13 protein-coding genes are annotated in these 14,173 nt (G+C 69.3%); 4 read left to right on the top strand and 9 right to left on the bottom strand.

What is annotated here, in order from left to right; translation table 11 throughout:
- Nucleotides 1–102 precede the first annotated feature (102 nt).
- From AWB89_RS05240 to AWB89_RS05200, 9 genes are read right to left on the bottom strand one after another with little or no spacing between them, the layout of a single operon-like run.
- Entirely contained in the window at nucleotides 103–708 is a 606-nt protein-coding gene (locus tag AWB89_RS05240; protein WP_085172087.1) for a TetR/AcrR family transcriptional regulator, read from the bottom strand.
- A complete protein-coding gene (locus tag AWB89_RS05235; RefSeq protein WP_085172085.1) occupies nucleotides 705–1,775 on the bottom strand; it encodes a zinc-binding dehydrogenase in 1,071 nt (356 codons plus the stop codon). Before AWB89_RS05235 ends, AWB89_RS05240 begins: the two co-directional genes overlap by 4 nt.
- Before the next feature lie 11 nt (nucleotides 1,776–1,786).
- Nucleotides 1,787–2,953: a lipid-transfer protein gene (locus AWB89_RS05230; protein WP_085172083.1), complete on the bottom strand. Its 1,167-nt coding sequence runs from the start codon at nucleotides 2,951–2,953 to the stop codon at nucleotides 1,787–1,789.
- On the bottom strand, nucleotides 2,950–3,402 hold the full coding sequence (locus AWB89_RS05225) for a MaoC family dehydratase (protein WP_085096822.1): 453 nt from the start codon (nucleotides 3,400–3,402) through the stop codon (nucleotides 2,950–2,952). The genes AWB89_RS05230 and AWB89_RS05225 overlap by 4 nt, the downstream gene beginning before the upstream one ends.
- Entirely contained in the window at nucleotides 3,399–4,514 is a 1,116-nt protein-coding gene (locus tag AWB89_RS05220) for an acyl-CoA dehydrogenase family protein (RefSeq protein ID WP_085172081.1), read from the bottom strand. Before AWB89_RS05220 ends, AWB89_RS05225 begins: the two co-directional genes overlap by 4 nt.
- Before the next feature lie 8 nt (nucleotides 4,515–4,522).
- Nucleotides 4,523–4,921: a Zn-ribbon domain-containing OB-fold protein gene (locus tag AWB89_RS05215; protein WP_085096827.1), complete on the bottom strand. Its 399-nt coding sequence runs from the start codon at nucleotides 4,919–4,921 to the stop codon at nucleotides 4,523–4,525.
- Nucleotides 4,921–5,469 (bottom strand): FAS1-like dehydratase domain-containing protein, encoded by a 549-nt coding sequence (locus AWB89_RS05210; protein WP_085096830.1) that lies wholly within the window; start codon nucleotides 5,467–5,469, stop codon nucleotides 4,921–4,923. The genes AWB89_RS05215 and AWB89_RS05210 overlap by 1 nt, the downstream gene beginning before the upstream one ends.
- Complete coding sequence (locus AWB89_RS05205; protein WP_085172079.1) at nucleotides 5,466–6,665, bottom strand: acyl-CoA dehydrogenase family protein; 1,200 nt, start codon at nucleotides 6,663–6,665, stop codon at nucleotides 5,466–5,468. The genes AWB89_RS05210 and AWB89_RS05205 overlap by 4 nt, the downstream gene beginning before the upstream one ends.
- Nucleotides 6,665–7,855, bottom strand: a complete 1,191-nt coding sequence (locus AWB89_RS05200) for a cytochrome P450 (protein WP_085172077.1) — start codon at nucleotides 7,853–7,855, stop codon at nucleotides 6,665–6,667. Before AWB89_RS05200 ends, AWB89_RS05205 begins: the two co-directional genes overlap by 1 nt.
- Nucleotides 7,856–8,056: 201 nt before the next feature.
- Between AWB89_RS05200 and AWB89_RS05195 the strand changes: the two genes are divergently transcribed.
- The 4 genes from AWB89_RS05195 to AWB89_RS05180 are packed head-to-tail and all read left to right on the top strand — an operon-like array spanning nucleotide 8,057 to nucleotide 14,130.
- Nucleotides 8,057–9,526, top strand: coding sequence for an aldehyde dehydrogenase family protein (locus AWB89_RS05195; protein WP_085172075.1), 1,470 nt, complete (start codon nucleotides 8,057–8,059; stop codon nucleotides 9,524–9,526).
- Nucleotides 9,523–11,727, top strand: a complete 2,205-nt coding sequence (locus tag AWB89_RS05190) for a CaiB/BaiF CoA transferase family protein (protein WP_085172072.1) — start codon at nucleotides 9,523–9,525, stop codon at nucleotides 11,725–11,727. Before AWB89_RS05195 ends, AWB89_RS05190 begins: the two co-directional genes overlap by 4 nt.
- A 47-nt stretch (nucleotides 11,728–11,774) precedes the next feature.
- Nucleotides 11,775–12,683, top strand: a complete 909-nt coding sequence (locus tag AWB89_RS05185; RefSeq protein WP_085172070.1) for an alpha/beta fold hydrolase — start codon at nucleotides 11,775–11,777, stop codon at nucleotides 12,681–12,683.
- A gap of 22 nt (nucleotides 12,684–12,705) precedes the next feature.
- The gene (locus AWB89_RS05180) at nucleotides 12,706–14,130 is read left to right on the top strand and encodes an acyl-CoA synthetase (protein WP_085172068.1); all 1,425 of its coding nucleotides are present in this window, start codon (nucleotides 12,706–12,708) and stop codon (nucleotides 14,128–14,130) included.
- Nucleotides 14,131–14,173: the final 43 nt, after the last annotated feature.

Below are 14,173 nucleotides of genomic sequence, written 5' to 3'. Positions count from 1 at the left end.
TGCGCTGATGTACTCGAGTGTGCGTCCCGGGCGTGAAAATCGCCGAATTCCCGCCCTGGGCGCACACCGAAGGTCCAGGATGCACGCTCGAAGGCGGGTCCTTTAACCGCGCCGGGGTCGCGTGCGCTCGCTGGCGAATCCGCGCACCACGTGCGCGCGCACGAACTCCGCCGCCACCTCGGGATCGTCCATGTCCAACGTCGACGACGGCGTGCTGAACAGCGAAAAGAGTATGCGCGCGAACCATTCCCCGGCGGCCTCGACGTCGAGGTCCTTGCGCACCTCGCCGGTGAGCCTGGCGGCGGACAGATAGGGCGCGAAGAAGTCGACGCACTCGCGCAGCAACACCGCGGCGTCTTTGGTCAGCAGCAGGCTGATCGCATCCTCGTCAAAGTACTTCTCGGAGGCGATCACCCGCCGCGCCTGGGTCACGAACACCGCCGCGCGGCTCAGCTTGTCCTCCAGCGAGCTGCCCTGGTCCATCGCCTTGGACATCTCGCAGTAGAACCGTTCGGAGGCGTGCTCGGCGCAGGCTTCGACGATCGCGCCCTTGTCGCTGAAGTACTCGTAGACGGTGCTGCGTGAGACGCCGGCCTGCTTGGCGATGTCGACGACGGTCGCCTTGTCCAATCCCTGTCTGCCGAAACAAATGAACGCGGACTCGACGATGAGTTCGCGCGTGTCGGTGGTCTGCGCCGCCTGGGTCATGGCACCAACGCCCCGCGCGGCACCAGCCCGGCATCGGCCGACGCGAAGGCGTCGTTGACGTCGGCGAGATGAAACGGCTTGGGCATCAGCCGGTCGAACGGAAAGTCGGTGTGCTGCAAAAAGTTGAGGCCGGTCGCCAGGGTGACGGGGTCGTAGAGCATCACGCCGCGCACGGACTTGTTGCCGTAAACCAGCGAGCTCGGGTCGAGCTCGAACGTGCGCCCCATGCCGACGTTGCCGACCTCGAGCAGCGTGCCGCCGTTGTTCAGAAAGCCGACCCCGTCGGGGATGACGCCCGGCACCCCGACCACCTCGAGCACCCAGTCGGCGCCGATGCCGTCGGTGTGCGCACGGACCCGCTCGGCCACCTCGAAGGTCGAGATGCCGCTCGCGTCGATGCAGAACGTCGCGCCGAAATCGGCTGCGACGTCGAGGCGTTCGGGGATCTTGTCGATGACGATGACGGCGGCAGCGCCCGCGGTGCGCGCCACGGCCGCGGCGTTGATGCCCAGCCCGCCCGCGCCCTGGATGACGACGGTGTCGCCCAGCCGCACGTCGCGCAGCGCGAACAACACCTGGGCCAGCGCGCAATTCAGCGGTGCGACGGCCGCGTCGGCGAGGTCCTCGGGCACCTTGTACAGCGGCTGCCGCCGACTGGTGTAGTAGTACTCACCGTGCGCGGCGACGAAGTGCGGCTCCTGGTCGTGGGTGCGGTACTCGCCGGCCATCAGGTTCTGGCACGCGTGGGGCCGGCCCCGCGCGCAGGCGTGGCACTGCCCGCAGGTCCAAAAGTACGGCGTGACGATGCGATCGCCGACGGCGAGCGGCTTGCCGGTCGCGTCGGTGGTGAGCCCCTCGCCGAGTTCGGTTATCTCGCCGACCATTTCGTGGCCCAGGGCGAAGGGGCACGGCAGGGGCAGCTCGCCGCGGAAGATGTGCAGGTCGGATCCGCAGATGCCCGCCATCCGCAGCTTGAGCGCCGCGGTGCCCGGGGCGGGCGCGGTCAGCGGGAATTCGGCCAGCTCGATCGGCCCCCCGGGTGCGGTCAATACCGCGAGCTTGGGCATGAGCTTCCCCCTTATTCGGCGGGCGCGAGGATCAGTCCGCTGGTGGGCACGCCGGTTCCCGACGTGACGAGCACGTGCTCGACGCCCTCGACCTGGTTGTGCGAGGTGCCGCGGACCTGCCGCACGCCCTCGGTGATGCCGTTCATGCCGTGGATGTAGGCCTCGCCGAGCAGCCCGCCGTTGGTGTTGATCGGAAACTCCCCGCCCAGAGACAGCCGCTCGACGGTGGCGAAGTCCTTGGCCTCGCCGCGCCCGCAGAAGCCGAGCTCCTCGAGCTGGGCGAACACGAACGGCGTGAAATGGTCGTAGATGAAGGCGGTTTGGATGTCCTGGGGCTTGAGGCCCGAGTCGCGCCACAGCCGGTTGCCGACCACCCCCATCTCCGGGAGCCCCGTGATGTCCTCGCGGTAGTAGCTCGTCATCATCTCGCCGTTGGCGGCCGCGCCCTGGGCGGCCGCGGTGATCACCGCCGGCGGCTGCCGCAAGTCGCGGGCGCGCTCGGCGCTGGTCACCACCAGGGCGACCCCGCCGTCGCTCTCCTGGCAGCAATCCAGCAGCCGCAGCACGGGTTCGACGATCCAGCGCGAGTTCTGGTGGTCTTCCAGGGTGATCGGGCGCTGGTAGAACCATGCGTCGGGATTGGTGGCGGCGTGCTTGCGGTCGACGACGGCGATGCGGCCGAAGTCCTCGTTGGTCACCCCGTAGGTCGACATGTAGCGCTGGGCGTGCATGGCGACCCACGCCGCGGGCGTCAGCAACCCGAATGGCGCGTAGTGCGCCATGAACAGCGGGGTCGCGGTCATGTCGCGCCCGCTGCCGCCAAACCGGAAGCCGGAACGTTCGTTGAACGCGCGCCAGCACACCACCACGTCGGCGACGCCGGTCGCGACGGCCATCGCCGCATGCACCACGGTGCCGGCCGCAGCGCCGCCGCCGTGATGGACGCGCGAGAAGAAGCTCAGGTCGCCGATGCCCACGTTGCGGGCGATGTCGATCTCGTCGCTGGAGTCCATCGTGAAGGTGACCATGCCGTCGACGTCGGCGGGCGTGAGACCCGCATCGTCGAGCGCGGCACTGACTGCCTCGCAGGCCAATTGGAGCTCGCTGCGCCCCGACTCCTTGGAGAACTCGGTCTGGCCGATGCCGACGATGGCGCAGCTGCCGGGCAGCGGGCTCATGCCCCATCCCCGTCCAGCAGGCTGAGCACCGCGGTGCCCGAAACGTGATCGCCCAGGCTGTTGGAGCCCTGAAAGGTCACCTCGACGAAGTTCTCGCCGCCGGAGCCCTCGCTTTTGGATGTCACGGTGCCGGTGAAGCGCAGCGGGTCGTCGGGGAAGCACGGCACGCCGAGGCGGATGGACAGGTTCTTCACCATCGCCTCCGGCCCGGCCCAGTCGGTGAGGAAGCGCACGCAGTACCCGTTGGTGGTCAGGATGTTCATGAACAGGTTCGGCGAGCCCTGCTTCTTGGCGAAGTCGCGGTCGTGGTGCACCGGCATGAAATCCCGCGAGGCGATCGCGCCGGCGACGATCATCGTTGTGGTGATCGGGATTTCGAGGGGGTCCACCTCATCGCCGACGTTGATGTCGGCCCACTTGAGCGTTGTACGGCTGTTAGCGGTCTTCATCGGAATCCTTCCGGATAGGTACTGCCGATACTGGCCAGCTGGGCAGGCGCGGGACCGAGGGAGAGCTCGATGTGTTTGGCCCACAGGAAATAGCGGTGCAGGGGATAGGTGACGTCGATCCCGATGCCGCCGTGGACCTGCTGGGCGCTGGCGGCGACCCGCGAGCCGGCCTCGGCGGCCCAGAACTTCGCGATGCGCGCCGCCCGCTCGGCCTCCTGCGCAGGCCGTCCCCGCGCGATCAGCCACGCCGCATGCCAGGTGGTCCAGCGGATCGCTTCGACGTCGATGAAGGCGTCGGCCAGCCGCTGCTGCACCGCCTGGAAGCTGCCGATGGGCCGACCGAATTGCTCACGGCCGCTGGTGTACTCGGCCGCGATGCGCAGGGCGCGCTCGCAGGCGCCGAGCGCGATCGCGCACAGCCCGACCAGGGCACGCGTGTGCAGGGCCCCCACCGGGCCGCCGAGCCGATCGTGGTCGGAAACGATTGCGCCGTCGACGAATACGTCCGCATGCGGTTCGCGGTTGGTGGTCGCGACCGGCCGGATCTCGACGCCGCGGGCGTCGACGGGCAGCAGGAACAGGCCCACCTCACCGTCGTCCAGGGCGGCCGGGATCAGGATGGTGTCGGCGAGCTGTGCGGCCGGCACCAGCTCCTTGACCCCGTCCAGTCGCCAGTTCAGGCCGTCGCGACGGGCCGTGGTGGACGGGCTCATCGGATCGGACCGGCCGGGCTCCTGCAGCCCGGCGCTCAGGATGCGGGCTCCCGTGACGACGCCGGGCAGGAACCGTCGCTGTTGCTCGGCGGTTCCGTGCCGGGCGATCGGGTCGGCGCCCAGCACCAGCGTCGCGTAGGCGGGCACCGGGGCCACACTCCAGCCCACCTCGGCCAGCAGCACACCCAGCTCCAGGAACCCGCCGCCGTTGCCGCCGACGGCCTCCGGCAGCGCCGTGCCCAGCAGGTCGGCGGCGGCGAGCTCGCTCCACAGCGCGGCGTCGTAACGGGTCTCGCCGGCCTCCAGTTCGGTCAGCCGGTCGGGGGTGGCCCTGCGCTCGAAGATCTCGCGGGCGAGCTTGGCGATCGTCTCCTGCTCTTCGGTGAACGTGAAATCCATTGCGCCACCTACTGGACGGGCCGGAACTGGTGCAGCACCAGGTCGTTATCGAAGGTCTGGTAGTAGACCTCGACCGGCATCCCCACCGTGACGTCGGCGGGGTCGATGCCACAGAGGTTCGACACGATCCGTACCCCCTCGTCGAGCTGCACCAGCGCCACGATGTAGGGGTACTCGAAGAACGGGAATTTGGGCTCGTGCGGCATCACGTAGCTGTAGACGGTGCCTCGGCCCGACGACTCGATCGCTTCCCAGTCCAGGGAGCGGCAGTGCGGGCACATGGGGCGGGGCGGGTGTCGCAGCGCCCCGCATCCGGAGCAGCGCTGGATGAGCAGCTTCTGCTCGCGCAGGCCGTTCCAGAAGAACTCGGTGTCCGGGCTGATGGCCGGCGCCAGGCGGGGCGCCATCAGCGCGCCGGCCTGAATCGCAGCACGCGGAATCGCTGTCGCCCCAACACCTCACCGTTCTGGTCGGTGTAAGTGATCAGCCAGGTCAAAAAGAAACCGGTGCCCAGCGCCGTCTTCTTCTCGTCGGAGACCTCCTCGAACACCGACGTCGAGCTGATGACGTCGCCGAGCCGGGGATAGCGTTCGATCTCGAACTCCGAGTTGGTGGCCACCGTGCTGGTGTATCCGGCCTCGTCCAGGAATGCCGTTGGGTTGCTGAGGATCTCGACGGGGGCGCCGCCGCGCTCAGCGATCCCCTCCAGCTTCGGCGAGGGCATCGTCCAGGTCTGCAGCATCACCGGCGGCGACACGATGCCGCCGAACCGCGACGACGCCGCGAACTCGGGATCGAGGTAGACGGGGTTCATGTCGGCGAGCGCGTGGGCCCAGTGCCGAATCATCGGCTGGTTGACCGGATCCGGTGCCACCGTGGGCAATCCGGTGCCGCCGGTGGGCTTGCCGACGAGCGCCCGCAGTTTGGTGCGCACCTCGGAATCTTGGTCGGTCATGATCCTCCTGTTGTCTGCTGGGCGCGAAGGTCGCGGGGTGCCCTGGGCATCCCCAACCCGGCCATGGCGATGATGTCACGCTGAATCTCGTTGGCGCCACCGCCGAACGTGTTGATGACCGCGAAGCGGTAGGCGGATTCGAGTGCCCCGCGCAGCGGTGCGTCGGCGCCCGAGCGTGTCCCGTTGCCGTCGAGCACTTCGAGCAGCTGGCGGGCGACCTGCTGGGTGAGCTCGGTGCCGAAAACCTTGGCCGCCGACGCCTCTCCCATGCTCAGGTCGCCCTGCGACATGGCCGCGTTGACGCGCGCGTTGACGAGTTTGTACGCGGCGACCTGCGCCTCGACCCTGGCCAGCGCGAGCCGCACCCAGGGCTGGTCCAGGACTCGGCCGCCGTCGAGCTCCGTGGTGGCGGCCCAGTCCAGGGTCTTCTCGAAGAGCGGCTCGAGCGCGCCGAGGTTGCCCAGCGCGGCGCGTTCGAAGTTCAGCTGCGTGGTGATCAGCTGCCAGCCCTGGTTTTCGCCGGCCACGATGGCGCCGGCCGGGACCCGGACGTCGTCGTAGAACGTGTAGAAGGTGGAGATGCCGGGCATGGTGTGCAGCGGCTGCCAGGAGAACCCGGGTGACGAGGTCGGCACGATGAAGATCGAAATGCCCTTGTGCTTCTTGACATTCGGATCGGTGCGTGCGGCCAGCCAGACGTAGTCGGCGTAGGCGGCGCCGCTGGTGAACATCTTCTGGCCGTTGATCACATAATCGTCGCCGTCGCGCACCGCCGTGGTGCGCAGCGACGCCAGGTCGCTGCCCGCCCCGGGCTCGGAGTACCCGATCGCGAACTCGACGCTGCCGTCCAGGATCGCCGGCAGAAACGTCCGCTTCTGTTCGTCGGTGCCGTACTGCATCAGGGTCGGCCCGACGGTGTTGAGCGTCACCAGCGGGATCGGAGCGCTGACCCGCTGCGCCTCCTCGGAGAAGATGAACTGCTCGATCGCCGAGAAGCCGCGCCCGCCATACTCTTTGGGCCAGCCCACGCCGAGCAGGTTGGCGGCGCCCAGGGCGCGCACGCAGTCGCGGACCGCCGGGCCGCCCTCGATGCCCTCACTCACCGCGGCGGTGCGCTCCGGCGTCATCACCCGTTCCAGCGCGGCGCGGATCTCGGCGCGAAGCCGCTGTTGCTCGGGCGTGTAGTCGAGCTCCATCACTCGCCCGTCCCGAGCCGCACCGGCATCCGCTTCACTCCCGGCACCATCGTGGCGCGCATCCGGTCCACCTCGCCCACCAGCTCCAGCCGGGGGAAGCGCCGCAGCAGCTCGTCGAACATCACCGAGGCCTCCAGCCGGGCCAATTGCGCACCGACGCAAGAGTGTTCACCGCAGCCGAACGCGATGTGCGGATTCGGGTGGCGGGTCACCACGAACTCCTCGGAGTCGGGACCGAAGATGTCCTCGTCGCGGTTGGCCGACCCGTACAACATCACCACCGTGTCGCCCTCGGCGATCCGCTGCCCGCGGATCTCGACGTCGGCCGTCGCGGTGCGCGCCATGTGCACCACCGGGCTGTTCCAGCGCAGCATCTCCTCGACGGCGCCCGGGATCAGCGATCGATCCTCAACCAACACGCGACACTGGTCGGGGTGGGCGATCAACGCCAATGTTCCCAAAGCGATGAGATTGCGGGTGGTTTCGTTGCCGGCGACCAACAACAGGAACGCGAAGTTGAGCAGGTCTTCGTCGGTGAGCCGGACCCCGTCGATCTCCGCGCCCGCCAGCACCGACAGCAGGTCGTCGTGCGCCTCGACGCGCCGCTGGGCGATCAGCTTCTGGAAGTACTCGAAAAGCTGCCCCATGGCCACCAGGGGATCCAGTTCGATCTCCGGGTCGGCGCTTCCGGTGGCGGCGTCCGACCACGCCCGGAACTGCTCCCAGTCGTCGGGCGGGGCGCCGATCAGCTCGGCGATCATCCGGGTGGGCAACGGAGCGGCGATCTCTTCGGCGAACTCGTGGACGGAGTCGGGTGCGACGTCGTCGAGGATGCCCCGCACGATCTCGCGGATCTTCGGCTCGAGGACGGCCACCCGGCGCCGGGTGAACCCCGAGTTGATCAGCTTGCGCATCTGCCGGTGCCGCGGCGGGTCGGTGAAGATCAGGCTGCCCGGCTGGACCGGGCTCGGCTGTGCGGGATCGGGGATGGTGATGCCCTGGGTCGACGAGAACAGCCCCGGGTTGCTCGACACGAAGCGGATGTCCTCGTACTTCAGCAGCGCCCAAAAGTTGGTCACGTCGTTCCAGCACACCGGCGACGTCGCGCGCAGCTCCCGGTACGCCGGGTAGGGATCGCCCGCGTAGAAGTCGGGGGAGTGCAACAGAGAGGCGGGCATAGCGGTCCGCATGCGGGCCTCCTCGACGGACGATCCGACACATCACGCCAATGTGTCTTGCGACGTTGTGTCTACCCGCTGCCGATCGTCCCTGTCAATACGTCCGCAACGCGCTGGAATAGCGGAAAATTCGCCGAATTGGTGATTGACGCCAGGGTACCGGCGGTGAACACTGGCTCTCTAGATGACCGACGTTCGGGTGAGGAAGCGCGCATGACCGAGCTACAAACTCCGGGATCTCTCGTCGACACCTACCAGCTCTACATCGATGGCGGCTGGGTCGACGCGGAGGGCGGTCGCTACGACGACATCAACCCGGCCACCGAACAATCGATCGGCACCGCGCCCGACGCCAGCATCGCCCAGCTCGGCGCGGCGATCGACGCCGCGCGCCGGGCCTTCGACAGCGGGCCGTGGGGCCGGATGGGTCCCGACGAGCGGGCCGGCTGCCTCAATCAGCTCGGCGCGGCGCTGCTGAAGCACGCCGACGAGTTCTTCGCGCTGTCGCAGGTGGAGTGGGGCTGCGTTGCCAACGAGCGGATGATGCAAATCGACGGGGCCGGATACATGTCGATGGTCGCGGCCCAGCTCGCCGCGCAGCTCGGCGAGGAAGCGGTGACCGGAATGAGCGCCGGCACCACGTTGCTGCGCCACCAACCGCTGGGCGTCGTGTCCGTCCTGACGCCATGGAACTTCCCGCATTGCCTCAACGTCATGAAGCTCAACCACGCGCTGGCCGCCGGCAATACCGTCGTGCTCAAGCCCTCCCCGCTGACCCCGCTGGCGGGGCTGGCACTCGCGCGCATCATCGACGAGCAGACCGACATCCCGCCCGGCGTGGTCAACGTCGTCACGCCCTCCGGCGTCGAGGCCGCCCGGCTGCTCACCACCGACCCGCGCATCGACATGGTGAGCTTCACCGGCAGTTCGGTCGTCGGGCGCCAGGTCATGTCCGCCGCGGGCGACACCATGAAGCGGATCCTGCTGGAACTGGGCGGCAAGTCGGCCAGCATCGTCCTGGACGACACCGAGGTCACCGACGAGACGTTGCGGCAGATGCTGTTCGACTCGTGCTCGCTACACGCCGGGCAGGCCTGCATCCTGCACAGCCGGATGCTGCTTCCCGATTCGCTGCACGACGACGTCGTCGACCGGCTCGTGGCGCTGGCCCGCGAGGTCAAGGTCGGCGACCCCGCCGACCCCGACGTGCAGATGGGCCCGTTGATCAGCGCGGCGCAGCGGGACCGGGTCCAGGCGCACGTCGACGGAGCGGTCAACGACGGAGCCCGGCTGGCGACCGGTGGTGGCCGTCCGGCCGGGCTGGACGTCGGGTTCTATTTCGAGCCGACGATTCTCACCGGCGTCGATCAGGATTCGACCATCGCCCAGGAGGAAGTGTTCGGGCCGGTGCTGACGGTGCTGCGCTACCGCGACGACGACGACGCGGTCGCCATCGCGAACAACTCCCAGTACGGGCTTTCCGGGGCGGTGTGGGGCGGGGACGTGGACCGCGCCGTCGGTGTCGCGCGGCGCATCCGCACCGGGCAGGTCGCCGTCAACGGGTGCGGCCCCGGCGGCGCGCCGTTCGGCGGGTTCAAGCTGAGCGGGTTGGGCCGGGAGGGCGGCGGCATCGGCGGGCTGCACCAGTACATGGAGGCAATGGCGATCGGGGTTCCCGCGTGAGCGGACCCCTCGCGGGGCTGTCCGTCGTCGAAATCACCAAGGAGATCTCCGGGCCTTATGCGGCAAAGCTTTTGGTTGACCTCGGTGCCGAGGTCACCAAGATCGAGCCCCCGGGCGGAGATCCGCTGCGCTATTGGGGTCCGTTTCCCCGCGGGGTTCCGGATCCCGAACACAGCGGATTATTTCAATACCTGAACGCCGGCAAGCGAAGTGCGGCGTTCCAGGATGCCCGCGAGCTGATCGCGGGTGCGCACCTGCTGATCGAGAACTTCCCGCCCGGAACGCTGGAGGGCTGGGGATTCGACCGCGACAGCCTGGGCGGGCTCAACCGGAACCTGGTGTTGCTGCGCATCTCGGCCTTCGGGCAGTCCGGGCCGTGGCGGGACCGGCCGGCCACGTCGCTGACGCTGCAGGCGGCGTCGGGCTGGGTCAGCGCCCGCGATCCCGACCGCCCCCCGGTGCAGGTCGGCGCGCGGATCGCCGAGTACGTTGCGGGCGCCTACGGCGCCCTGGGCGCATTGACCGCGCTGCGTTGCGCATCCGATGAGGTTGTGCAGGTCGATGTTTCGGAGTTCGAATCGTTGCTGTCGACGCTGCCCTATCCCATGCTGATGGCGGAGAAGATGCAGAGCCTCGGCCTGCCCGCCAACGCACGGGGCGCTCCCATGCTGGGGGTGGTCCGCGCCGCCGACGGCTGGGTGGGCATCAACTGCCTGACGGGGCAGCATTGGCTGGACGTGTGCGCGATGCTGGGCCTGCCCGAGTTCGGCGAGCAGCAGATCCCGATCATGTTGGGCGGCCCCGAGCGCGCCGAATTCTATGCCCGCGCAGAGCCAGTGCTCGCCGAGCAGACCGTCGCCGAGATCGTCGACCTGAGCCAGGCGTTGCGGATTCCGGCCACCCCGGTCAACGACGGCGCCACCGTGCTGGAATGTCCGCAATACGCCAAGCGCGAGTTCTTCATAACCGGGGAGTTCCAACGCCCCGGGGCGCCGTTCCGGCTGACCAAAGGCCCTGCGGCACAGCATCATCGGGCCTCGGTTCGCACGACGAGGGCCCTACCGTTCGCGGAGCTGAAGGTGCTCGACCTGACCACCTTCTGGGCGGGCGCATACCTGACGTGTTACCTGGGCGCGTTCGGCGCCGACATCGTCAAGGTCGAGTCGATCCAGCGGCCCGACGGTTTTCGTTACTCCGGCGCCTTTCCCTTCGAGGGTGACGACTGGTACGAGCGCAGCGGCCTATGGCAGGCCACCAACCTCAACAAGCAAGACCTCACGCTGGACCTGACCTCGCGGCGCGGCCAAGAAATCGTCCGGCGGCTGGCCGCGCAGGCCGACGTGGTCGTGGAGAACTTCTCACCACGAGTCGTGGAGCAGTTCGGTCTGGGCTACGAGTCGCTGGTGGCGCTGAAGCCCGACGTGATCATGATCCGGATGCCGGGGTTCGGCCTGCAGGGCCCCTGGCGCGATTACGTCGGCTGGGCGCTGAACTTCGAGCAGACCGCGGGGATGTCGGCGGTCACCGGCTATCCCGACGGGCCGCCATGCAACCCGCAGGGGCCCGCCGACCCCGTCGTCGGCGTGCACGCGGGGGTCGCGCTGCTGGCCGCGCTCGAGCACCGAAGCCGCACCGGGGAGGGGCAACTGATCGAGATCGCGCAGATCGAGGTCGCCGCCGCCGTGACCGCCGAACCGGTGATCGAGTACTCGATGAACGGCGTCGTGCAATCCCGCGAAGGCAACCGCCGGCGCGGCTACCTGCAGGGCGTGTACCCGACCAACGAGGACGGCGCGTGGGTGGCGCTGTCGCTGCCCGGGGACCCGGACGTCGACCATGACGCGTTCGACGAGATGGTCGCGGCGTGGACCCGCACCCAGGCGCCCGACGCGATCGTCGGAGCCCTTGCGGCGCAGGGCATCCCGGCCGAGCGGGTGGTCACCGGCGAGCGGATGTATGAGATCGCCCAGCTCGACGCGCGGGGGTTCTACCAGGAGCTGGCGCATCCCGTCACCGGATCGCACCGCTATCCCGGCTGGCCGCTTCGGATGGCCCCGGGACCGGCGCGGCCCCACCGCAGCCCCGCGCCGACGCTGGGTCAGCACAACGACGAGATCCTGCGCGGGCTGGGCCTTTCCGCCGACGAGCTGGCCGGCCTGCGGGCCGAACGGGTCATCGGGGAGCGGCCGCTCAACGGGTAGGCCGTGAGCCTTTGGTAAACGGCTCGTCACATGCAAAGCTGCTGGGCATGGTCATGGAGATCGCCCGCCCCAAGCTCGAAGGCAACATCGCCGTGGGGGAGGACCGCCAAATCGGCTTCGCCGAGTTCGGCGCCCCCTGGGGCCGGGCGGTCTTTTGGCTGCACGGGACCCCCGGCGCCCGCCGACAGATCCCGATCGAGGCCCGTGTCTACGCCGAACAGCACAACATCCGCCTGATCGGCATCGACCGGCCGGGCATCGGATCGTCGACACCCCATCGCTACGAGAACATCCGGGCGTTCGGCGACGACCTGCGGACGATCGCCGACACGCTGGGCATCGACAAGATGGCGGTCATCGGCCTGTCCGGCGGCGGCCCCTACGCGCTCGCATCCGCCGCGGTGCTGCCCGACCGGGTCGTGGACGTCGGCGTGCTCGGGGGCGTCGCGCCGTTCCTCGGTGACGAGGGGATCACCAGCGGCCTGATGAACCTGGGCAAGCGGATGGCGCCCCTGCTGCGGCTGGGAGGCGACCCGCTGCGGATCGGAGCGAGCCTGGTGGTCCGGGCGATCCGCCCCGTCGCGAATCCCGCCCTCTATCTCTATGCCGCGATATCGCCCGAGGGCGACCGGCGCCTGCTCACCCGGCCCGAGTTCGGCGCCATGTTCCTCGACGACCTGCTCAACGGCAGCCGCAAGCAACTGGCGGCGCCGTTCAACGACATCATCCTGTTCACCCGGGACTGGGGATTCCGGCTCGACGAGGTCAAGGTCCCGGTGCGCTGGTGGCACGGCGACAGCGACCACATCGTTCCGTTCGCCCACGGCGAGCACGTCGTGGCCTTGCTGCCCGACTGCGAGCTGATCGTGCTCCCGGGCGAAAGCCACCTCGGCGGGCTGGGCCGCGGCGAGGAGATCCTGTCCACCCTGATCAAGATCTGGGACCAGCAGGCCTGACGCCGCCGGGTAACCTGCAGGCGTGCTGCTCGCGTCGCTCAATCCCTCGACCGTCACCACCACCACCGACATCGCCGACGCGGTGCGGATCGACGGCGTCACGCTCAGCCGCAGCGACTTGGTCGGTGCCGCAACGTCGGTGGCCGAGCGGGTCGCCGGCGCAAATCGGGTCGCGATCCTGGCCACGCCGAGCGCGGCCACCGTGCTCGCGGTCACCGGCTGCCTGCTCGCGGGCGTGCCGTTCGTGCCGGTGCCCTCCGACGTCGGCGTGGCCGAGCGCCGGCACATGCTCACCGACTCCGGCGCGGAGGCCTGGTTGGGTCCCGAGCCCGAAGATCCCGACGGCCTGCCGCACATCCCGGTGCGGTTGCACGCCCGCTCCTGGCACCGCTACCCCGAGCCGTCGCCGGACGCGACCGCGATGATCATCTACACCTCGGGCACCACCGGGCTGCCCAAGGGGGTGCAGCTGAGCCGCCGCGCGGTCGCCGCCGACCTCGACGCCCTGGCGGAGGCCTGGCAGTGGACGCCCGACGACGTCCTGGTGCACGGCCTGCCGCTGTTCCACGTGCACGGGCTGGTGCTGGGCCTGCTCGGGTCGCTGCGGATCGGAAACCGCTTCGTGCACACCGGAAGACCGACACCGGCCGGGTACGCGCAAGCGTGCGCCGAATGGGGCGGATCGCTGTTCTTCGCGGTTCCCACCGTGTGGTCGCGGGTGGTGGCCGACGGCGCCGCGGCCGAGGCGCTGCGCCCGGCGCGGCTACTGGTCTCGGGCAGCGCGCCGCTGCCGGTGCCGGTGTTCGACCGGCTGGCCGAGCTCACCGGGCACCAGCCCATCGAACGGTACGGCGCCTCGGAATCGCTGATCACCATCTCGACCCGGGCCGACGGCGAGCGCCGCGCGGGCTGGGTGGGCCTGCCCGTGGCCGGCGTGGAAACCAGGCTGCTCGACGACGACGACAACCCGGTGCCTCACGACGGGGAAACCGTTGGGCGGCTTCAGGTTCGGGGCCCGATGATGTTCGACGGCTACCTGAACCGGCCGGAGGCCACCGCGGAGGCGTTCGCGCCCGACGGCTTCTACCGCACCGGCGACGTCGCGGTGATCGACGGCGGCGGCATGCACCGCATCGTCGGGCGCGAGTCGGTCGACCTGATCAAGTCCGGCGGTTACCGCGTCGGCGCGGGTGAGATCGAGACGTCGCTGCTGGGGCACCCCGGCGTGCAGGAGGCGGCGGTCGTCGGGCTGCCCGACGAGGATCTGGGCCAGCGCATCGTCGCCTACGTCGTCGGCTCGTCCGACCTGCGCTCCGACGACCTGATCAACCACGTCGCCCAGGAGCTCTCGATACACAAGCGGCCGCGGGAGGTGCGCCTGGTGGCGGCGCTGCCGCGCAACGCGATGGGCAAGGTGCTCAAGAAGCAGCTGCTCGCCGAGGGCTGAGCGCCCGGCCCTTAGGCGACACGCAGCGTTTTGCCAGCTTTTC

Source organism: Mycobacterium paraense, from assembly GCF_002101815.1.
In the GTDB taxonomy this organism is placed as follows: Bacteria; Actinomycetota; Actinomycetes; order Mycobacteriales; family Mycobacteriaceae; genus Mycobacterium; species Mycobacterium paraense.
This window is presented reverse-complemented; position numbering and strand designations above follow the sequence as displayed.